The sequence below is a fragment of the Vibrio palustris genome (assembly GCF_024346995.1).
Lineage (GTDB): Bacteria > Pseudomonadota > Gammaproteobacteria > Enterobacterales > Vibrionaceae > Vibrio > Vibrio palustris.
On the sequence record NZ_AP024887.1, the window covers coordinates 61,711 to 83,355 of the forward strand.

Here is a 21,645-nt window from a genome sequence, read left to right on the forward strand (position 1 = left end):
ATTTGCTTGGCGACCATAGCATTTTGGACCCACCTGATCCCATGCCGAACTCAGAAGTGAAACGAAATAGCGCCGATGGTAGTGTGGGGTTTCCCCATGTGAGAGTAGGTCATCGCCAGGCTTTAACAATTATCTATAGTTTCTAAAACTGTAGATAGACAATTTGCGGAGAGATGGCTGAGTGGTCGAAAGCACCGGTCTTGAAAACCGGCAACCGTTAATAGCGGTTCTAGGGTTCAAATCCCTATCTCTCCGCCACTATTGGGAAAGCCCGCTGATTTATCAGCGGGCTTTTTTCATTTCTATCGCTAGCTTTTGTCCTACTCACGTAGCCAAGACGTACCTACCTTTTCCTGCTGTTAAATAGACGCTATTGAACCCCGAATGTTGTCTACAAACACTCAATATAAAATCATCTTTAAAACATTTTGGACTCAAAACATAGGGCTTTTTATTGCCGCCCTTCTAATGCAATCATCGATTATGAGATAGATATGGCAGTATTGTTCTTAATAATCAGAGTAATAGTGACTTTATGCGTATAATTGAGTAGTTTGGTTACTCTATTACAAATATTACCCTCATTATGTTGAAAAAGATCTGTACTCGTATTGTTTTATCTTGCGCTGTTCTGTTGTTTGCCGGTTGCTCTTCAGCGCCAGATAGCGTGCCATTATCCGATCATGACTATTGTGATTTACCCCTCTATAGAACAGATCAGTCCCTATCCGAATTTACAGAACCTTTTACAGCCGAAATGCAGAATAAGACCGGAGTCTATGTATTAGAGCAAGGGGCAGAAGCTATGATGTCTCGGGCCTGGTTAGCAGAGCGTGCTGAGACATCGATCGACGTGCAGTATTTTATCTTTTCTATCGATAATGTGGGTTTAATTGCGACCGATTATTTGGTTCGGGCGGCAGAACGAGGGATCAAAGTTCGCGTGTTGGTGGATGACATTATGATGGAAGCTCGGGTTGATGAGTTGTTAATGTTGGCAGCCCATAAGAATATTGATATTAAAATCTACAATCCCAACGCCAATGTCGGTAAGAATATTATTGGTAAGCTTACCTCGCTCGTTACGGATTTTCGTGGCCTCAATCAGCGAATGCATAATAAAGTATTTCTTGTTGATCAAAAAATTGCCATTACCGGTGGGCGCAATATTGCGAATGAATACTTTGGTTTCGATCATGACTATAACTTTAGAGACCGCGATGTGTTCCTTGCAGGTAAAGCGGTCCATTCAGTCGAATCCTCTTTTGAGCAGTATTGGCACAGTAAGCTCAGTGTTTCTATAGAAAATCTTGTGGATAGTCAGCCGTATCCAGAGAATCCAAGTTTTTCTCGGTTACATTCTTATGCCTGTAATCCTGATACAGAGGTTAGGCAAGAGATCGAAGAAGTACCTGATACGTTTCATCAGCTTATGAGTGAAGGGAAATTTTTATTTCTCGATAATGTCGAATATGTTGCCGATATTCCCGGCAAGAATGATCGGAAATTTTCTCTCGGTGGTGGGAGTCTCACTAAAGATAAGTTGGTTGAACTTGCACAAAGCGCAACGCACAGTATTGTTATTCAGACCCCCTATTTGGTAACGACCAAAAAAGATAGAGCCTTTCTACGTACATTGGTTAATCGAGGCGTCACGATAAAAATTCTTACTAATAGTCTGGCATCGAATGATAACTTAGAAGCTTTTAGTGGTTATCAAAGAAATAGAGCGGCGTTATTGGATACCGGTGTCAAAATTTACGAATTCAGGCCCGATGCCAAGATTCGACAGCGAGTGATGTCAGAAAGTATGTATAAACGCTTACCATCAATGCCGATATTTGGTCTACATGCGAAAACGATGACCATCGATGATCATATTACCGTTATTGGTACTTATAATTTTGACCCTCGCAGTGCCAACTTGAATACCGACAGCATTACGGTTATTGACTCGCCTGAAATTACCGACAGTGTGCAAGCGTCTATGTTAAAAGAAATGGGGGCCGATAATGCCTGGCAGGTGACCAAAGATTTTAACCCTGATAGTAAGGTTTCGTTATCTAAGCGGATTGGCGTGAAATTACGCAGGGTCGTGCCGAAAAATATACTTTAGCTTCTCACGCGTAAGCGATTAAGACGCGCTTGAATACTGTGATCTATTAGCCCGGTTGCTCAATCCTGTGATTGAACAACCGGGTTTTTGACATTTTTCCCCCACAATCGATGGATTATGTTTGTGGGTGGATAATTTGCCACAGTGCATTAACCAATGGATTATTGAGTTGTGAGCGCTGACAACACACGCCCAACTTAAAAGGCTTAATTGGCGTAATTGGCAGTCGCTGCACTTTATCCCTTACTGGGCTGTTATTGAGCACCACATCTGGCACTAACCCTATACCGCAGCCTAACGCTACCATACTCACTAACGCTTCATTGCCGGATACCTGAGCGTAAATATTCGGTTTAATGCCCATCTTTTTAAACCATTCATTAGCACGTGTCCGAGCTGTCCCTGTTTGAGGCAAAATAAATGGGATTTGACTCCAATCCGGTTGGCTTTTTTGCAGCTCTTCAACAAAATCATTGAGCTCTGATGGGCCAATAAAGGACAACGGCAACTCGCTAATCGTACAAAACTCCACGCGAGACGGTAGCGGATCGGGCATGGCAGAGATGGCAATATCGACTTCGTCATTTAAGACTTTACTGATCGCTAATGCCGGATCGCCAGTGAGAATATTAAATTCTATAAAAGGATACTTCTGGCGAAATGCATCAAGGAGTTCTGGTAAGTGACTATAGCTAGCGGTTACCGAGCAGAACAAGCGTATTTCGCCCTGTAGCTCAGCCTCATGGCGATTAATACTTTGCTGAAAGCCATGCCATTCTTCAATCATTCGCTGGGCAGTAGGCCGAAGTTGATGCCCGGTTGGTGTGAGCGCCACTCGTCGGTTATCGCGAATAAATAAGCTATGACCAATATCTTGCTCAAGCTTTTGGATCTGGCGACTCAATGCGGATGGACTTATGTGTAATGTCGACGCCGTTTGACTGAAATTCTTACTTTCACATAAATGAAGGAACAAAGTGAGTGTTTTAATATTCATCGCTTTCCCATGTTGCACTTATTGCAATAACTAGTTGTGAATATATCACTTTAAGCAATCGAAAAGGTGGATTAGTATGATTTTATTCGGTGCCAAGTGTTGCGCACCGCCGAGGAATGTATCGAAGGAGCATCTATCATGGCGAACTATTTTAATACTTTGAATCTACGTGAAAAACTAGATCAGTTGGGCCGCTGCCGTTTTATGGCGCGTGAAGAATTTTCAACAGAAGCTGATTATCTCAAAGGTAAAAAAGTCGTTATCGTCGGATGTGGTGCGCAAGGCTTAAACCAGGGTCTTAACATGCGTGACTCGGGGTTAGACGTTTCTTATGCATTACGTGAATCTGCCATCACGGCGAAGCGCCAATCATTCAAGAATGCGAAAGACAATGGTTTTGTCGTGGGTAGTTATGAAGAATTAATCCCGCAAGCGGATTTAGTTGTTAACCTAACTCCAGACAAACAGCATAGCAATGTAATTGAATCTGTTATGCCTTTAATGAAACAAGGTGCAGCATTAGGTTACTCGCACGGTTTCAATATTGTTGAAGTCGGTATGCAAATCCGTAAAGATATCACGGTTGTGATGGTTGCACCTAAATGTCCTGGTACCGAAGTACGTGAAGAGTATAAACGTGGCTTTGGCGTTCCGACGTTGGTTGCCGTTCACCCAGACAACGATCCAAATGGTGACGGTCTAGAAATCGCAAAAGCGTGGGCAGCCGCAACGGGCGGACACCGTGCGGGCTGTTTAGAGTCTTCATTTGTGGCTGAAGTAAAATCAGACCTTATGGGCGAGCAAACCATTCTGTGCGGTATGCTACAAGCCGGTTCTATCGTGTGTTACGAAAAAATGCTCGACGATGGTATTGAAGCGGGTTACGCAGGTAAACTTCTTCAGTACGGTTGGGAGACCATTACCGAAGCACTGAAATTCGGTGGCATCACGCATATGATGGACCGTTTATCTAACCCTGCGAAATTGAAAGCGTTTGATCTTTCTGAAGAACTTAAAGACTTGATGCGTCCACTATACAACAAGCATATGGATGACATCATCTCAGGTCATTTCTCTAGCACTATGATGGCTGATTGGGATAACGATGATGCTGATCTATTACGCTGGCGCGAAGAAACGGCGGAAACAGGGTTTGAAAACTACCCAGATTCAGATGCAAAAATTAGCGAGCAAGAATATTTCGATAACGGCATTCTAATGGTTGCAATGATTCGTGCCGGTATCGAGTTGGCATTTGAAGCGATGACAGCTTCAGGTGTGATTGATGAGTCTGCGTACTATGAGTCGCTACATGAGCTACCATTGATTGCTAATACGGTTGCTCGTAAGCGTCTATACGAAATGAATGTTGTTATCTCTGACACTGCAGAATACGGTAACTACTTATTTGCGAATGTAGCGACACCGCTATTACGTGAGAAGTTTATGCCGAGCGTGTCTACTGACGTCATTGGTAAAGGCTTAAACAATGATTCGATCCAAGTGGATAATACTCGTTTGATTGAAGTGAATCAGGTACTACGTACGCATCCGGTTGAAGCCGTAGGTGCAAAACTACGTGGTTACATGAAAGACATGAAACGTATCGCCGTTGGCGACTAAGTTTCTGGTCAAAATAAAGCAAACATAACATCGTAAAATAAAAGGCTTGGTCTTCGTTCGACCAAGCCTTTTTTTATCGCTCAATACAGGGAGTTTATTCAGCGTTGTTGTCGTTTTCTGCCAACTTCGCTTCAATATCCGCGACTTTTTGTTCCATCTCAGTGAGTTTTTGACGAGTGCGTAATAGAACTTGAGTTTGCACATCAAACTCCTCGCGACTGACTACATCTAGCTTACCAAGCTGGCCTTGGATCACTTGACGTACTTTACTATCAACATCTGCGCCTAACTCTTTTACAGGTTGCGGCATTGAATCGTGAATCTGTTTAGCAAGTTGCTCTAGCTTTTTTGGATCAAACATTGTCGATACTCCTATCCTTTTCTAACTTCATTCTATGCAATTTATACTTGAAAGTCGTCCTCAGAGTTTAAAAAAACCACGCTGTTAATGAGTGCGCGCGCACAAAGCTCTCTGGTGAAAAAAAATTATTGCGGATGAATTGGTATACGTCTCCTTAAGCCATTATTATAAGCAACCTTATATCGATCAAAGAGAGCATTATGAAGCTGAATCCTAGTCAAGACGCAGCCGTTAAATTTGTCTCCGGACCCTGCCTAGTACTGGCAGGCGCAGGTTCAGGTAAGACGCGTGTTATCACCAACAAAATTGCGTATTTGGTTCAGCATTGCCGTTATAAAGCTCGTAACATTGCGGCGGTTACCTTTACGAATAAAGCTGCGCGTGAAATGAAAGAGCGTGTCGCACAGACCTTGGGTAAAGCGGAATCCAAAGGGCTGATGATATCAACATTTCATACCTTAGGTTTAAACATTATTCGCCGTGAGTATAAGCATTTAGGACTTAAAGCTGGTTTTTCTCTTTTTGATGATCAAGACCAAATGGCTTTACTCAAAGAGCTAACAGAAAAGCAATTAGATGGAGATAAAGATCTCTTGCGCCAATTGCTTAGTACGATTTCCAATTGGAAAAATGACATGCTGACTCCGGCTCAAGCGAAAGCACACGCTCAAGGTGAACAGCAGCAGCTATTTGCGTTTTGTTATGAGATGTATCAAACCCAAATGCAGGCGTATAACGCACTGGATTTTGATGATTTGATATTAATGCCCGTTAAACTGTTACGTACCAATGAAGAAGTGCGTTTGAAGTGGCAGGCCCGTATTCGTTATCTATTAGTGGATGAATATCAAGATACCAATACAAGCCAATATGAATTAGTGCGATTAATCGTTGGTGAGCGTGGTCGTTTAACTGTCGTAGGGGATGATGACCAGTCGATTTATTCGTGGCGTGGTGCCAAGCCACAAAACTTAGTGTTGTTGGGAGAAGATTACCCCGAGCTACGTTTGATTAAATTAGAGCAGAACTATCGTTCGACGAGTCGAATCTTACGCGCAGCGAATATTCTGATTGCCAATAACCCGCATGTTTATGAGAAAACGTTATTTTCCGAAATACCGGATGGTGAACAGCTCAAGGTGTTAATGGCGAAGAATGAGGAGCATGAAGCAGAAAGAATTACCGCTGAGATCATCGCTCATAAGTTCCTAAATCGTACTGATTATCGTCAATATGCGGTGTTGTATCGAGGTAATCATCAATCCCGTTTACTGGAAAAAAGTCTCATGCAAAACCGGGTGCCTTATAAAATTTCCGGTGGTACCTCATTTTTCGCGCGTTCAGAAATTAAAGATGTGATGGCATACCTGCGCATGTTGGTCAATCCAGATGACGATAACGCTTTTTTACGAATAGTGAACACGCCGCGCCGTGAAATAGGCCCAGTTACCTTAGAAAAACTCGGCACTTATTCCAATATGCGCGGCAAAAGCCTATTTGCGGCAAGTTTCGAAATGGGTCTTGAGCAGTACTTGTCTGGTCGTGGTTTAGACAATCTGCGTCGTTTCACGCAGTGGCTAGTGGCTATCGCTGATAATGCGGAGCGAGGTGACTCGGTTGAAGCGGTGCGTTCTCTGGTCCGCGATATTCACTATGAAGATTGGTTACATGAAACCTCATCAAGCCCGAAAGCCGCAGAGATGCGCATGAAAAATGTTTCAGATCTTTACACATGGATTACCAATGATCTCAAAGGGGAAAACCCAGCTCAAGAAGAGAAAACCCTTAAGGAAGTGGTACAGCGTCTGACATTACGAGATATGATGGAACGCGACCAAGAGAATGATGATAGCGATGCCGTGCAGTTGATGACGTTGCATGCCTCTAAGGGACTTGAGTTTCCGTATGTTTATCTCATGGGAGCAGAAGAGGGCATTTTACCGCACCAAACCAGTGTTGATGAGGGAAATGTCGATGAAGAGCGCCGTTTAATGTACGTGGGAATTACTCGCGCGCAACGTGAACTAACGTTTACGGTGTGTAAAGAGCGCCGCCAGTATGGTGAGTTGATTAAGCCAACACAAAGCCGCTTCTTAGATGAATTGCCTCATGACGATATTGATTGGGAAATGAAGAAAAAACCAGTTTCGCAAGAAGAGCGCATGGAGAAAGGTCAGGCGCATATTGCTAATTTAAAAGCGATGTTTAAAAAATAGCGAAATGATTTACTTAACGCGTTGAATAGCGTATTTTTACTCATGCCTAATTCAACAATACCAGCATAAAAATTGCGGAGTAGATTGATGCAAAACCTCTACAAAAGTAAATTTATGCTTGGATTTGATGCTTATTGACGAAAAACCCGCCAATTGGCAAAAAAAGTTGAAAAAGTACTAGACGGCATAGGGGGATATCCGTATTATTCCTCTCCGCCGATAGGGCATGCGCCCGTAGCTCAGCTGGATAGAGCGTTGGCCTCCGGAGCCAAAGGTCGAAGGTTCGAATCCTTTCGGGTGCACCATTCTCGGAAGGCATGTCGGTGAAAAATTATGGTGGCTATAGCTCAGTTGGTAGAGTCCCGGATTGTGATTCCGGTTGTCGCGAGTTCGAACCTCGTTAGCCACCCCATTTATTTTTTGGTAAACTATTGGTTCGCTAAAAAATAAATACAAAGTCGGTGAATAGCGCAGTTTGGTAGCGCATCTGGTTTGGGACCAGAGGGTCGGGGGTTCGAATCCCTCTTCACCGACCACTATTTAAAGATTTGGCTGATAACAGCGGGATCGCAATAACGGCAAACAGTCGGTTATTACAAAATTTGATGGTGGCTATAGCTCAGTTGGTAGAGTCCCGGATTGTGATTCCGGTTGTCGCGAGTTCGAACCTCGTTAGCCACCCCATTTATTCAGTAGGTCAGCTTATTGCTTGCTTACGACACAAGATTCGTCGGTGAATAGCGCAGTTTGGTAGCGCATCTGGTTTGGGACCAGAGGGTCGGGGGTTCGAATCCCTCTTCACCGACCATCTATTAAAGCCTCAGCAGAAATGCTGGGGCTTTTTTACATCTATGGCTTTTCTCATGAGCGTACTGATTGCGATCTCAATGGTATCTCCCTTCTCCATATTACTGCGAGGTCATAGTGATTCCTGCTGCTTTACTCTGTACGCCGGTTACTTGATAGGATTTTACAGCTATTGTTATTGTCTTTTTCTAAAGTAGCTTTTGTTAATATTCTTGCTGTTTATAGATGGATGTTTTTCTAGCTTGAATTAAGCGGACGATCTCGATATAACCTGCTGCGGCATGATATTTTGTTGGTTAATTGTAAACAATAATTGTTATCTGCTCTTCTATTTCCTTTCTCATTTTTCCTATATTAATGACTGAAATATCCATGTATCAAAGAATAATTAACTGATTTATATGGCTTTTCTGGCTCTGCTTTAACTTCCCACCCCTGTGTTTTTTATTCAAACTAAACGGATAAATAGCTTTTTTAGCGATGTGCGCTGATTTTTTATTCTACGATTGTTGCTTTTCTCTCATATATTTGCCAAATTGATGGGCTTATAAATACCAGCATAACATGCTGGTTAGAATGGATTCATAGTATGGCTGAACCGTGTAGCAGGAAGCATGTTCAGTTCATCAGACAGGGAAACACTGTCCAAGCAGTAGAGGTCTGGTTTAAATGTCACTTTTAGAAGTTCGCAATCTTCGGATTGAATATCCATCCCGTCATGGTGTGTTTACGGCCGTGAACGATTTGTCATTGTCTGTCGAACGCGGTGAAATTCTCGGTGTGGTGGGCGAATCTGGCGCCGGCAAGTCGACAGTCGGTAATGCCATTATTGACTTGTTAAGTCCTCCTGGGCATGTGGCTGGTGGTGAGGTTTTTCTGGATGGTCAGCAAATATCTGGTCTGGACGGTGAGCAGATGCGCCAAGTGCGTGGTTCTAAGATTGGTTTCATCTTTCAAGATCCCATGACATCTCTAAATCCCTTATTTACGGTTGAGCAGCAGTTAAAAGAAACCATTCATGCCAATATGAAAGTCAGTGATCAAGACGCCTATAAGCGCGCACTGAGTCTGCTCAATCAAGTGGGGATCCCGCAACCAGAAAACCGTTTAAAACAATACCCTCATCAATTTTCCGGTGGTATGCGCCAACGGGTGGTGATTGCGATTGCATTGGCAGGTGAGCCTGATTTAATTATTGCTGATGAGCCAACCACCGCATTAGATGTTTCAATCCAAGACCAAATTCTTAACTTAATTCGCGATTTGTGTGAACAGCACAATGTCGGTTGTATGCTGGTGACCCATGATATGGGCGTGGTTTCAAATGTTACCGACCGTGTAGCGGTAATGTATCGTGGTGAGCTGGTCGAAATTGGTGATACGGACAAAGTTCTCGGTGAGCCAGAGCATGCTTATACACGCAGTTTGATTTCGGCGGTGCCTCGTTCTGACATTAAACTCGACCGCTTCCCCTTGGTGAATTACATTGAAGCAGCGCAAGAGCCACAAACCGCCATTGATATTCAAAATCACTGGTTAGGACAGCGTGAAGTCCAACGTGATTATACTGGGCCACTTTTGAGCGTAGAAAACGTCAATTTACGTTTCACGACCAAAGATTCATTATTCCCGAAACGACGCGAATATGTGGTGGCATCGAATGATGTCAGCTTTGATATTATGGAAGGTGAAACCTTTGGCTTAGTGGGCGAGTCTGGTTCGGGTAAATCAACCATTGCTCGTGTGATTGCAGGTTTATATCAACCTAACGCAGGAAATGTGACTTTTGAAGGTATCAACTTAACTCAGTTGTCCTCTGAAAAAGAGCGCCGCCCGTTTCGCCGCCAAATGCAGATGGTGTTTCAAAACCCGTATACCTCGATGAATCCACGTATGAAGGTTTTCGATATTGTCGCGGAACCGATTCGCTTCCACCGTCTCACTGAGAATGAATCACAGACTCGCCAAGTGGTCGAAGACTTACTCGATCATGTTGGGTTAGGGCGTCTGGCGGGATTAAAGTATCCCCATGAGTTCTCTGGTGGTCAGCGCCAACGTATTTCCATTGCCCGCGCGTTAGCAACGCGTCCGCGATTATTGATTTGTGATGAGCCGACGTCCGCTTTAGATGTGTCGGTACAAGCGCAAATACTCAATTTATTAAAAGACTTACAGCAAGAGTTAGATCTCACTATGCTGTTTATCAGTCATGACTTACCGGTGATTCGCCAAGTCTGCGATCGTGTTGGTGTGATGCAAAAAGGCACCTTGCTAGAAGTGGCCCCAACTGAGCAGTTGTTTACTCAGCCAAATCATCCTTATAGTCAGCAATTAATATCTCTAATGCCTGAGTTTACTGGACTGCGTGCCGATATCGCTTAACGGCTTTGTGGCTGCGCCCAGTTTACGATGACTTATTTTACCCCATTAGGAATACAACCCCCGCATAAGGAGCTATGCATGAACACAATGAAAAGCAAGATCGCTTTAGCCTTAATCACCGCAGGTCTCAGTTTCTCGGCGCTGGCCGCTGACATCACTGTTGCTTACGACGCCGATCCTGTGTCTCTTGACCCAGAAGAGCAGTTATCTGGTGGTACGTTACAGCTGTCGCATATGGTTTTCGACCCATTGGTTCGCCACAAACAAGATATGACGTTTGAGCCGCGTCTCGCAACTAGCTGGGAGCGCATCAATGATACCACCATGCGTTTTCACCTCCGTAAAGGCGTCACATTCCACTCTGGTAATAAATTCTCCGCTGACGACGTTGTGTGGACATTTAAGCGTTTAAAAAGCTCGCAAGATTTCAAAGGCATCTTTGAAGCCTATAGCAAAGTGGTTAAAGTGGATGATTACACCATCGACTTGGTTGCGACAGGCCCATACCCATTGGTGTTACAAAATGCCACGTACCTGTTTGTTATGGACAGTAAATTCTATACAGGTACAACAGAAGATGGCCGTGATAAAAGTGTTATCCAAAAACATGGTAATTCTTTTGCATCGACTAACGAATCAGGCACTGGCCCGTTCGAAGTTTCCTCTCGTGAACAAGGCGTAAAAACCAAGTTTACGCGTTTTGATAACTACTGGGATAAAGACTCGAAAGGCAATGTTGATGAGTTGACCCTAGTGCCAATCAAAGAAAACGCGACGCGTGTTGCTGCATTGTTATCAGGCGATGTTGATATGATTGCGCCAGTGGCTCCTAACGATCAACGCCGCGTAAAAAGCACCTCTGGTGTGAAGCTGGTGACGCTACCAAGCGATCGTATTATTACGTTCCAAATGAATGAACAGTCTAACCCGGCCTTGAAGGATAAGCGTGTTCGTCAAGCCATCGTGTATGCGATTAACAATGATGGCATCGTGAAAAAAATCATGCGTGGTTTCGCGACAACCGCCAGCCAGCAAAGCCCAGCCGCTTACGTTGGTCATAACAGCGATTTAAAACCGCGTTACGATTTGAAAAAAGCCAAACAGTTAATGAAAGAAGCGGGTTATGAAGATGGTTTTTCATTGACGATGATGGCGCCAAATAACCGTTATGTAAATGATGCCAAAATCGCCCAAGCAACCTCGGCGATGTTGTCAAAAATTGGTATTAAAGTGAACTTAAAAACCATGCCTAAGGCGCAGTACTGGCCTGAGTTTGATAAGTGTTCAGCAGATATGATGATGATCGGTTGGCAGTCAGATACGCAAGATTCAGCCAACTACACTGAATTTTTGACCATGACACGTGATGAAAAAACCGGTAAAGGTCAATATAACTGTGGTCATTACTCTAATCCAAAAGTCGACGAGTTGATCAAGAAATCGAATGTGGAAACGGATACCACGAAACGAGCGAAGCAGTTAAAAGAAGTCGAGGCATTGCTTTATAACGATGCGGCCTTTGTGCCAATGCATTGGGAAAACTTGTCTTGGGCATCGAAAAATGCACTGCAGATTGAATCAATCGTCAACCCAATGAACCAGCCATACTTTGGTGATTTGGTCGTTAAAGAAAATAAATAATGATGAAAAATCAGGTGCCGCGCCTTGCGGTACCTGATTCACTATTGCTGTGTTTAGCGTGATATCAGCCCACCTAAGCACGTCTTTTAGGCTGAGAATAGGAATTTATCGCACAATAACGCGATAAACCGTCATGGATAGTAAGGGGCAAGGAATGTTTTCGTTTCTGGTCAAGCGCCTGTTTCAGGCACTGATAGTGATGTTTGTGATCAGTCTAGTGGCGTTTGCCATTCAAGATAACCTAGGCGATCCATTGAGAGAATTGGTCGGTCAGTCGGTATCACAAGCTGAACGTCAACAACTGCGTGATGATTTGGGCCTCAATGACCCGTTTATCACCAAATATACGCGCTTTCTGAGCGGAGCTATACACGGTGATCTGGGTACGTCATATACGTTCAAACGCCCAGCGTTGGAGATTATTTTAGAAAAGCTGGTGGCCACGTTAGAGCTCGTGTTTGGTGCCTCCGTGATTATTATCGTGTTATCGATTCCACTAGGCGTGTATGCCGCGATTCATCCTAAGCGATGGCTGACCAAAGTCATCATGGCTGGCAGCAGCATTGGTATTTCCATCCCAGTTTTCCTCACCGCGATTTTATTAATGTATGTTTTTTCGATTGAGCTCGGTTGGCTACCTTCCTATGGCAGAGGAGAAACCGTCAATGTGTTGGGTTGGCGTTCAGGCTACTTTACGCTGGATGGCTTAGCGCACTTAGTGCTGCCGTGCGTGTCGTTGGCGTCTATCATGCTGCCGCTGTTTATTCGTTTAGTACGCTCTGAAATGCTGGAAGTGCTCAGCTCTGAGTACATTAAATTTGCCAAAGCGAAGGGCTTACCTTTAAAAAAAGTACATTTTCAACATGCACTAAAAAATACCATGCTACCAGTATTAACCGTCGGCGGGGTACAAATTGGTTTGATGGTTGCGTATACCATTTTAACCGAAACAGTCTTCCAGTGGCCGGGCACCGGATTCTTATTCCTTGATGCGGTGAACCGAGTCGACACGCCTTTGATTACGGCTTATGTGATTATCGTTGGCTTGGTCTTCGTTGTCACGAATACCGTGATTGATTTGCTGTACGGAATCATTAACCCAACCGTTAACCTCACTGGTAAAGGAGCGTAATCATGGCGACAGTATCAACAGTTCCTTCCCGTTGGGAGCGTTTTAAGCAATCGGACTTTTTGTATTATTTTCTTAACGATAAAGTGGCGATGTTCAGCTTTGCTGTGTTTATGGTGTTTCTATTAACCGCATTGTTTGCGCCACTGATTGCTCCGTACAATCCATATGATTTGTCCTCGATTGATATTATGGACTCTGAGTTGCCACCAGCGTGGATGATGGACGGAAGTGCTCAGTTTCTATTAGGGACCGATGACCAAGGCCGCGATATTTTGTCCACCATATTGTATGGCTCTCGTTTATCGCTGACGATTGGCTTTTTAGCCGTGGCATTGCAGTTATTGATCGGCACGATTGTCGGTCTTTGCTCTGGCTACTTTGGTGGCCGTATTGATGGTTTTTTGATGCGGGTCGCGGATATCCAATTGTCCTTCTCGACCATGATGGTGGCAATCATTGTCTCTGCAATTTTTAAAGCCAGCTTTGGTGGTCAGTTGTATGGCGAATACGCCGTGATCATGTTGGTGTTTATTATCGGCTTTGCTGAATGGCCACAGTATGCTCGTACTATTCGCGCTTCCGTGTTGGCGGAACGCGAAAAAGAGTACGTTGAAGCCGCTCGCGTGATGGGATTTGGCTCGTTACGGATTATGTTCCGTCATATCCTACCGAACTGCCTTTCTCCTATTCTAGTGATTTCCACGGTACAGGTGGCAAACGCGATTATGTCGGAAGCGGCACTTTCCTTCCTTGGCTTAGGTTTGCCGGTGGACCAGCCCTCGCTTGGGTCGCTGATTAATATTGGTTTTACGTATATTTTCTCAGGCTCTTGGTGGATTACCGCTTTCCCTGGCATTGTCCTCGTTATCTTAGTTTTAGTGATTAACTTGCTTGGGGACTGGCTAAGAGATGTGTTTAATCCCAAATTGTATAAAGGTTAATCTGAATTAATTGATTTCATAGTTAAAATCTAACTAAACTAGAGCCGTAAGTGTCACTTACGGCTCTTTTTTTGCATTCATGAAATAAAAGCTGACACTTGCCGACAATGAATCGCGGGACAGGATGGAGATCATAATGGAAAGTCGCCCTCAATACACACCACGTTACTTAATCAGTTTATTGCTGCTTACTGCGTGTTTTTTTCCGACAATAGCCAGTGCACAAGATTTTTTGTGTGACGCGACACAACCGAGCACAAACCAGTTACCAGTACTGGATAGTCGTTGTCCTATCGGGCAGGGGTTATGGGGAGACAAAAAACCCAAACAAACCCATTCTCATTTTTGGATTCAGTGTGGGTTATTACGTGAGACGCTTTCTGTAGATGCCGCAAAGCCACTTTATAAAAAGATTGCTACGGATGTATGGTTAAAGCCTGAAAGCAAAGGGACACGCTGTTTGATTGGCCCGTACACCGAATATAAACATGCATATGAGGATCTACTGCGAGTGCGTCAGTTGCCTGCTTATAAAAAAGCGTTTATTCGTGATGTAAAAAAAACAGGAACGATGCCAGCGACGAAAAAAGTAACCACATCAACCCATCATAAACGTATGAAGTTTTTAGCAGAAGAGCCAATCAAACCCAAGCGTGTTGTGATTGAACGCCGTCAGCCAGCTAAGCCTAGAAAAACAGTTAACGTTGATATCCGCCGCCGGACGCAGGTCGGTAAGCTTGAATATGTCGTGCCTTATGTGTCGGAAAAAGAAGCACAGTTTTATATGGAAAATAATCAGCCATGGATCCGCTTGGATTATGAGAGTGCTGAGCGGATGTGCAGCAAGATAAAAATGCGTTTAGCGACAACCGAAGAATGGCAAGCATTGTTGGCGGCTAACGTCATGGAGAAAAATGCGTGGCCAATGAATTTACCCTATTGGGGATGGCATAAAAAAGGCTTATTTACTAACGGGAATACGAATACTTTACAAGGTGGGGCGTTATTGAATGTTATTTGTGTCGGTAAGCATTAATGCTCACGATATTATGTTTGTTTCTGGTAAAAAGAAAGCCCGTTAACGAAGACCGTTAGCGGGCTTTTTATTGGAAGGTCAGGTTATTCCGATGTTTCCATTGATTTCACTGCGGCGTCTACAGACGTGGATTCTTGATCCGCGGCAGACCAACCACCTCCCAACGCTTTGAACAGACTAATACGACTGGTCAGTAAGCTTAGGTGAGATGACAATTCGCTTTCACGAGCCGTAAAGAAAGAACGTTGAGCATCTAACAGATCGATGTAGCTATCGTTACCTTGCTTGTAACGCATTTTGGCTAGATCGTAGTAGTCTTTGTTGGCATCAAGGTTAGCTTGTTGGGCCTTCCATTGTTCCATGTAGTACTCTTGACCGAGTAATGCATCTGATACTTCTTTAAAGCCTGTTTCAATCGCCGCTTGATAAGCAATCACGGACGATTGTTTTTGAATCTTAGCCACATCGAGGTTCGCGGTATTCTTACCCCAATTAAAGATAGGTAAAGTAATCGATGGTGCAAATGACCAATAGCCTGAGTCAGAGCTGAATAAATCATCCAGTGAATTACTCATCGTACCTGCGCCTGCCGTCAACTGAATCTGAGGGAAAAACGCGGCACGAGCTGCACCGATGTTGGCATTATCTGCTTTGAGCTTATGCTCGGCAGATAAGATGTCAGGACGATTTAAAATCAGCTTAGAAGAGCTCCCGACTTGCAGTTCCGAAAGCATTTTACCTTCTTCTGTCGGTAAACGTTCTTTCGTCGCAAAAGCGATAGGTGCACCGACTAATTGGCGCAGCATATTTTTTTGCTGTGCCACAGAAAGCTTGTACTTAGCGGCGTTAGCGCGTGCGCTGTATAACGCCGTTTTACTTTGCGCCAAGGTCAGTGCATCACTGTAGCCAGCATCATATCGAGTTTTCACTAAGCTCAAGGTTTCGCTATAGGCTTTCACTGTATCTTGAGTTAACGCTAAGAGCTCTTGATCTGTAATGAGTTTGATGTACGCAGAAGCGACTTGCGAAACCAACGAAATAACCGCACTACGGCGATTCTCATCAGAGGCAAGGTAGCTTTGCATTGCTTCATCGCTCAGACTTTTGACTCGGCCAAAAAGATCCAACTCATAGCTAGTGATACCAACGGTTGCTTGACTTGATGAGGCATAGTTTTTACCTGCCCCAGTCACAGCATCGGAAGTACGAGTACGTGAATAAGAGCCGTTGGCATTCAACCCCGGGTAGCGTGCAGAATCTTGAATTCGATACTGCGCTTTTGTCTCTGCTACTTTGAGGATCGTTTGCTTCAAGTCTTTGTTATTTTTCAAGGCAGCATCAATCAAGTCTTGCAGATGTTTATCCGCCATGAAGCTACGCCATTGTGGAATCGCAGTTTCAAGTTCTTGTTGTGTTGACGCCTCGGTCCAACCCTGATGCTCAGATTGAGCATCAGGTTGGTTGTAATCAGGGGCCATGCTACAGCCGCTTAGCGCGGCTGCAATCAGTAATGGTAATAGTTTACTTGTCATCACTGTTGTTCTCCTGTGACTCATCGATGTCCGGTTCAATGTAGTGAGGTTGTGTGCCAAATAGGCGCATGACCATGACAAAGAACACAGGAACAAAGAAGATAGATAATACCGTTGCCGATAGCATACCGCCGGCAACACCCCACCCGATGGCGTTACGGCTTGCCGCACCTGCACCAGAGCTAAGAGCGAGAGGAAGTACACCTAAGATAAAGGCAAACGACGTCATCATAATTGGACGTAAACGCATACGAGCAGCTTCCACTGTCGCCTTCGTGAGATCGTAACCTTGGTCATACAATTCTTTGGCGAATTCTACAATGAGGATTGCGTTTTTCGCCGACAAACCAATGGTCGTCAACAAGCCAACTTGGAAGTAAACATCATTCGACAGACCTTTGAAGGTTGCGGCCAATACGGCACCTAAGACACCTAACGGCACCACTAAGATAACCGAGAACGGTACACTCCAGCTTTCGTATAGTGCCGCAAGCGACAAGAATACGATGAGCATTGAAATCCCGTATAGGAAGCCAGCTTGCGCAGAAGATTGACGTTCTTGGAAAGAAACGCCGCCCCACTCAACACCAATCCCATCAGGAAGTTTGGCTACTATTTTCTCGATTTCTGCCATCGCTTCACCCGAACTATAGCCAGGAGCTGCCGACCCTTGAATGTTCATCGATGATGAGCCATTAAAGCGTTCTAGACGTGGTGAACCATATGTCCAGTGATAACTTGCAAAGGCACCGAATGGAACCATGTCACCATCGGCATTTCGCACGTGCCATAACTCAAGATTTTCTGGATCCATACGGTATGGCGCATCCGCTTGCACGTACACTTTCTTGATTCGACCATTGTCAGTAAAGTCGTTTACGTAAGTAGAACCCCATGCAGTAGAAAGCATTGAGTTAATATCTTTAACGGAAACGCCCATTGCCATGGCTTTTTCATAGTCGATATCAATACGGAACTGCGGGCCATCTTCCATACCATTTGGACGTACACCAGTCAGGACTGGATCTTGCGATGCCATACCTAACAGTTGGTTACGAGCTTGTAGAAGTTTTTCATGGCCTAAATTACCACGGTCGACTAAGTAAGCATCAAAACCATTAGCGGTACCTAAGCTTGGTACAGCAGGTAGGTTGAACGGGAAGATTTGCGCTTCTTTTATCGTTGAAAAGTACCCAAACGCACGACCGATAATCGCTTGCGCAGACTGTGAAGGGTCTGGACGTTCACTCCAATCTTTCAACTTAACAAACGCGAGGCCCATGTTTTGTCCTTGCCCTGCAAAGCTAAAGCCGGCGATGGTAAACACAGAGTCGACATTGTCTTTCTCTTGTGTTTTGAAGTAGTTTTCCAGTTTTTTGTTAACCGCTTCAGTACGTTCAATTGTGGCACCGGTTGGTAGGTTTACCATTGCCAACACAATACCTTGGTCTTCTTCTGGAAGGAACGACGCCGGCAAACGGTTCCATATGAAGGCGAGGCCAGCCACAATGATTAGGTAAATAATCACATAGCGGACTTTTTGGCCTAAGCTGCTTGATACAAAACGCTGATAACGTGATGTGCCTGCATTGAAGCTATTGTTGAACCAAGCAAACGGCCCTCTTGTGATGTGCTGCTCACCTTTTTTACGAGGTTTAAGAAGCGTGGCACATAGGGCAGGAGTCAGGATCAGGGCAACCAGTACAGACAAAATCATCGCCGAGACAATCGTGACCGAGAACTGACGATAAATCTCACCGGATGCGCCGCCAAAGAAAGCCATAGGAACAAATACTGCACTTAGGACAAGCGCAATACCCACCAAGGCACCAGTGATTTGCTTCATGGACTTACGAGTGGCGTGCAACGGTGATAAACCGTCTTCTTCCATCACCCGCTCCACGTTTTCCACCACGACAATGGCATCATCCACCAGCAACCCGATGGCCAACACCAGTCCGAACATGGTTAATGTATTAATCGAGTAGCCAAAGCTTGCCATGACTCCGAAGGTACCAAGCAGTACCACGGGAACCGCGATGGTTGGAATCAGCGTTGCTCTGAAGTTTTGTAAGAACACGTACATAACGATGAAAACCAGTACAACAGCTTCGACAAGTGTATGTACTACTTCTTCAATCGAGATTTTCACAAAAGGTGTAGTGTCGTACGGGTAATTAACTTCCATAGACTTTGGAAAGAATTGTTTCAATTCTTTCATTTTGTCTTTTACCGCTTTTGCCGTATTCAGTGCATTGGCACCACTGGCGAGTTTAATAGCAATACCGCTCGAAAACTGACCATTATAGCGGGCAACTGTACTGTAGTTCTCACCACCAATTTCGACACGCGCGACATCTTTTACTCGAACTTGAGAGCCATCTTTTTGTACCTTGAGTAAAATATTTTTAAACTCATCAACAGTACTTAAGCGGCCTTGAGCGGTAATAGTTGCGGTTAACTGTGTACCAGGCTGAGCAGGCGTTCCGCCTAATGAGCCTACAGAGACTTGCGTGTTTTGTGTAGAAATAGCTTGTGTAACGTCATTAGGTGTTAAATTGAATTTATTCAATTTATTCGGATCAAGCCAGATACGCATTGAGTGCTGAGAGCCAAACACTTGCACATCACCCACACCTTCTACACGACTGAGTGGATCTTTAACATTAGAGACGACATAGTCAGAAAGCTCAAAGTTATTCATTGAGTTATCTGACGACGTAAAGCCAACTACCATTAAGAAACTGTCGGAGGATTTAGCAACGGTCACACCATAGTTGACCACCGCATCCGGAAGACTAGCTTCCACCGTACTCAGCTTATTTTGCACCTGTACCTGAGCAATATCGGGATCTGCACCCGTTGCAAATGTTAGCTGCACCTGAAATTGACCAGATGAAGAGCTGCTAGATGACATATACAGCAGGTCATCAATGCCGTTCATGTTCTGTTCAATAACCTGTGTCACACTGCTTTCTACCGTTTTTGCAGAGGCACCTGTGTATTGACCAGAAATTGTCACCGAAGGTGGAGCAATTGATGGATATTGCTCAATCGGTAGGGTCTTGATCGACAAGATCCCCGCGAGCATGATTATAATTGCGATGACCCAAGCAAAGATGGGCCTATCGATAAAGAAACGAGCCATAAAACAGAGTCCCTATTTTTTGTCTTCTTTCTTAGGCGCCACTAGGGTACCTGGGTGGATAGATTGCAGTCCGGTGGTAATGATTTGATCACCATCTTTGAGGCCATCTGTCACTATCCAGTTTGAGCCAAGCATGCGCTCAGTGGTGACCATGCGGTCGGCGACTTTATCTTTATCATCAACGACAAACACATGTGCTTGACCTTGTGGATCGCGTGTTAGCGCTGGCTGTGGAACTAAGAATGCTTGTTCTTTGCTCGCGATAGGAACCGTGGCACGAACAAATAGGCCGGGCAGCAACGTATCATCTGGGTTTGGCAATAAGGCGCGAATGTTTACCGTACCCGTTGATTCATTCACCGATACATCAGCAAACTGTAGTGTCGCTTTTTGCGGAATCTTCGTGCCATCATCAAGAGTAATGGTAATGCCACTCAGTTTCGTTGCAGATTCACCAGTATCCTTCGCTTTTTCTTTGGCACGCTGACGCAGTTTCATCATGGTGCTACTTGGCTGAGATAAATCGACATACAGTGGATCTAGCTGCTGAATCGTCGCGAGATAGTTCGATTGGTTCGCCGTAACCAGCGCGCCTTCAGTAAAGTTTGATTTACCAATACGCCCAGAAATCGGTGCTTTGATTTTGGTGTAATCAAGATTGATTTGGGCGGTTTTAACCGCAGCTTTAGATGCCATGACGGCCGCTTTATTGGCGCGGAACGTTGCCATTGCATCTTCGTAATCTTGTTGGCTGATAGCGCGATTTTTTACGAGACCTTCATAACGTTCTGCTTGTAGCTTTGAACGTTGTAGTGTTGCTTCTGCAGAGGCCAGATCCGCTTTAGCACTCGCGAGTTTCGCTTCATAAGTGGCGGGGTCGATTTGATAAAGAACATCGCCTTTTTCAACTTTGCTACCTTCCACAAATAAACGTTTAGTAATAATACCTTCAACTTGCGGGCGAACCTCAGCGATACGGTATGCGCTTGTTCTACCTGGTAGTTTGTCAGTAATTTCTACAGATTGAGGGTGGATGGTAACAGTATCAACTGAAACGGCTTTAGGTGGTTGCTCCCCTTGGTTTGAGGCTTCTTTATCACAACCTGTCAATGCCACCGCTAGACCTATGGCAATCATAGTGTTGCGGTATTTAGGCAAGACTTTCGTCATAGCTTATCTCCTGATAACAAGTACTTGAGTGCTCGTTCTGACTTTGGTTGTGCGATTACGCCAACCAAATAGACAAACCAAGCACCGAAAGCTAAAGTTCGGTAAATTGAAAACGCGGATAGAATCGCAAAATTGTAGTGCATGATGAGGTTAATGTGCGGTTAACACTCCCTGTTCGTCATGAGATACATGATCGTGTGTGAATTCCATTCATCTCTTGCCCAGCATAACCTGTGAAGTATATTTATCAAGATAATAACCGGACTTCTGTACATTTTTTTATCACTAAAATGTGTTTTATCGGTAAAAGCTAATATATGACCATATTGAGGCCGTCGAGAAGTGTGGGGAAGATAGGATCACCAGCATAACCTGCTAAAGTTTTTATATGAATCTTTTATTACAGGCCTGAATGTGTCGTCCTCGCGTGGACAATAAGTACCATCTATTTAATGTCTTGTATGTGTCATTATTATTGCTGCTACATGTGTAATTCTTTCCAAGTTTTATGACTCGTCTTGTAATTTTTTCTCAATACCTAGC

Annotated in this window: 13 protein-coding genes, 6 tRNA genes and 1 rRNA gene; 15 read left to right on the forward strand and 5 right to left on the reverse strand. The window is 44.4% G+C overall.

Going from position 1 to position 21,645, the window contains the following annotated elements; genetic code table 11:
• The first annotated feature begins 5 nt into the window (after positions 1-5).
• The 3 genes from rrf (at position 6) to OCU30_RS00315 (ending at position 2,116) form a co-directional block, all read left to right on the forward strand.
• A 5S ribosomal RNA gene (rrf, locus tag OCU30_RS00305) occupies positions 6-121 on the forward strand.
• Between the two features lie 46 nt (positions 122-167).
• Positions 168-258: transfer RNA gene (locus tag OCU30_RS00310), tRNA-Ser, on the forward strand.
• 328 nt (positions 259-586) lie between these two features.
• Complete coding sequence (locus OCU30_RS00315) at positions 587-2,116, forward strand: phospholipase D-like domain-containing protein (RefSeq protein WP_077313920.1); 1,530 nt, start codon at positions 587-589, stop codon at positions 2,114-2,116.
• Between the two features lie 115 nt (positions 2,117-2,231).
• On the opposite strand, the gene ilvY is transcribed toward OCU30_RS00315, so the two are convergent.
• Entirely contained in the window at positions 2,232-3,113 is an 882-nt protein-coding gene (gene ilvY, locus OCU30_RS00320) for an HTH-type transcriptional activator IlvY (protein WP_077313918.1), read from the reverse strand.
• Between the two features lie 138 nt (positions 3,114-3,251).
• On the opposite strand from ilvY, the gene ilvC reads away from it, so the two are divergent.
• Positions 3,252-4,736: a ketol-acid reductoisomerase gene (ilvC, locus tag OCU30_RS00325; protein ID WP_077313916.1), complete on the forward strand. Its 1,485-nt coding sequence runs from the start codon at positions 3,252-3,254 to the stop codon at positions 4,734-4,736.
• A gap of 94 nt (positions 4,737-4,830) precedes the next feature.
• On the opposite strand, the gene ubiK is transcribed toward ilvC, so the two are convergent.
• A complete protein-coding gene (ubiK, locus tag OCU30_RS00330; RefSeq protein WP_077313914.1) occupies positions 4,831-5,097 on the reverse strand; it encodes a ubiquinone biosynthesis accessory factor UbiK in 267 nt (88 codons plus the stop codon).
• A gap of 200 nt (positions 5,098-5,297) precedes the next feature.
• Between ubiK and rep the strand changes: the two genes are divergently transcribed.
• From rep to OCU30_RS00385, 11 genes are all read left to right on the forward strand, one after another.
• The gene (gene rep / locus OCU30_RS00335; RefSeq protein ID WP_077313913.1) at positions 5,298-7,313 is read left to right on the forward strand and encodes a DNA helicase Rep; all 2,016 of its coding nucleotides are present in this window, start codon (positions 5,298-5,300) and stop codon (positions 7,311-7,313) included.
• Between the two features lie 228 nt (positions 7,314-7,541).
• Positions 7,542-7,618 (forward strand) — tRNA-Arg (locus OCU30_RS00340).
• Positions 7,619-7,649: 31 nt separating this feature from the next.
• Positions 7,650-7,725, forward strand: a tRNA-His gene (locus OCU30_RS00345).
• Positions 7,726-7,772: 47 nt separating this feature from the next.
• Positions 7,773-7,849 (forward strand) — tRNA-Pro (locus OCU30_RS00350).
• Between the two features lie 72 nt (positions 7,850-7,921).
• A tRNA-His gene (locus OCU30_RS00355) sits at positions 7,922-7,997 on the forward strand.
• 47 nt (positions 7,998-8,044) lie between these two features.
• Positions 8,045-8,121: transfer RNA gene (locus tag OCU30_RS00360), tRNA-Pro, on the forward strand.
• A gap of 668 nt (positions 8,122-8,789) precedes the next feature.
• The gene (locus OCU30_RS00365) at positions 8,790-10,502 is read left to right on the forward strand and encodes a dipeptide ABC transporter ATP-binding protein (RefSeq protein WP_077313912.1); all 1,713 of its coding nucleotides are present in this window, start codon (positions 8,790-8,792) and stop codon (positions 10,500-10,502) included.
• A 78-nt stretch (positions 10,503-10,580) separates the two neighbouring features.
• Positions 10,581-12,143: an ABC transporter substrate-binding protein gene (locus OCU30_RS00370; protein WP_077313911.1), complete on the forward strand. Its 1,563-nt coding sequence runs from the start codon at positions 10,581-10,583 to the stop codon at positions 12,141-12,143.
• Positions 12,144-12,297: 154 nt separating this feature from the next.
• Complete coding sequence (locus tag OCU30_RS00375) at positions 12,298-13,275, forward strand: ABC transporter permease (protein ID WP_077313910.1); 978 nt, start codon at positions 12,298-12,300, stop codon at positions 13,273-13,275.
• Positions 13,276-13,277: 2 nt separating this feature from the next.
• Positions 13,278-14,216: an ABC transporter permease gene (locus tag OCU30_RS00380; protein WP_077313909.1), complete on the forward strand. Its 939-nt coding sequence runs from the start codon at positions 13,278-13,280 to the stop codon at positions 14,214-14,216.
• Positions 14,217-14,352: 136 nt separating this feature from the next.
• Positions 14,353-15,252, forward strand: a complete 900-nt coding sequence (locus OCU30_RS00385; RefSeq protein ID WP_235861844.1) for an SPOR domain-containing protein — start codon at positions 14,353-14,355, stop codon at positions 15,250-15,252.
• An 83-nt stretch (positions 15,253-15,335) separates the two neighbouring features.
• Here the strand turns inward: OCU30_RS00385 and OCU30_RS00390 are convergent, their stop codons facing one another.
• Genes OCU30_RS00390 through OCU30_RS00400 form a run of 3 tightly spaced genes read right to left on the reverse strand, consistent with a single transcriptional unit; the run spans position 15,336 to position 21,102 of the window.
• On the reverse strand, positions 15,336-16,784 hold the full coding sequence (locus OCU30_RS00390) for an efflux transporter outer membrane subunit (protein WP_235861846.1): 1,449 nt from the start codon (positions 16,782-16,784) through the stop codon (positions 15,336-15,338).
• The gene (locus tag OCU30_RS00395; protein WP_077313906.1) at positions 16,774-19,932 is read right to left on the reverse strand and encodes an efflux RND transporter permease subunit; all 3,159 of its coding nucleotides are present in this window, start codon (positions 19,930-19,932) and stop codon (positions 16,774-16,776) included. The genes OCU30_RS00390 and OCU30_RS00395 overlap by 11 nt, the downstream gene beginning before the upstream one ends.
• 12 nt (positions 19,933-19,944) lie before the next feature.
• Positions 19,945-21,102 (reverse strand): efflux RND transporter periplasmic adaptor subunit, encoded by a 1,158-nt coding sequence (locus tag OCU30_RS00400; RefSeq protein WP_077313905.1) that lies wholly within the window; start codon positions 21,100-21,102, stop codon positions 19,945-19,947.
• Positions 21,103-21,645: the final 543 nt, after the last annotated feature.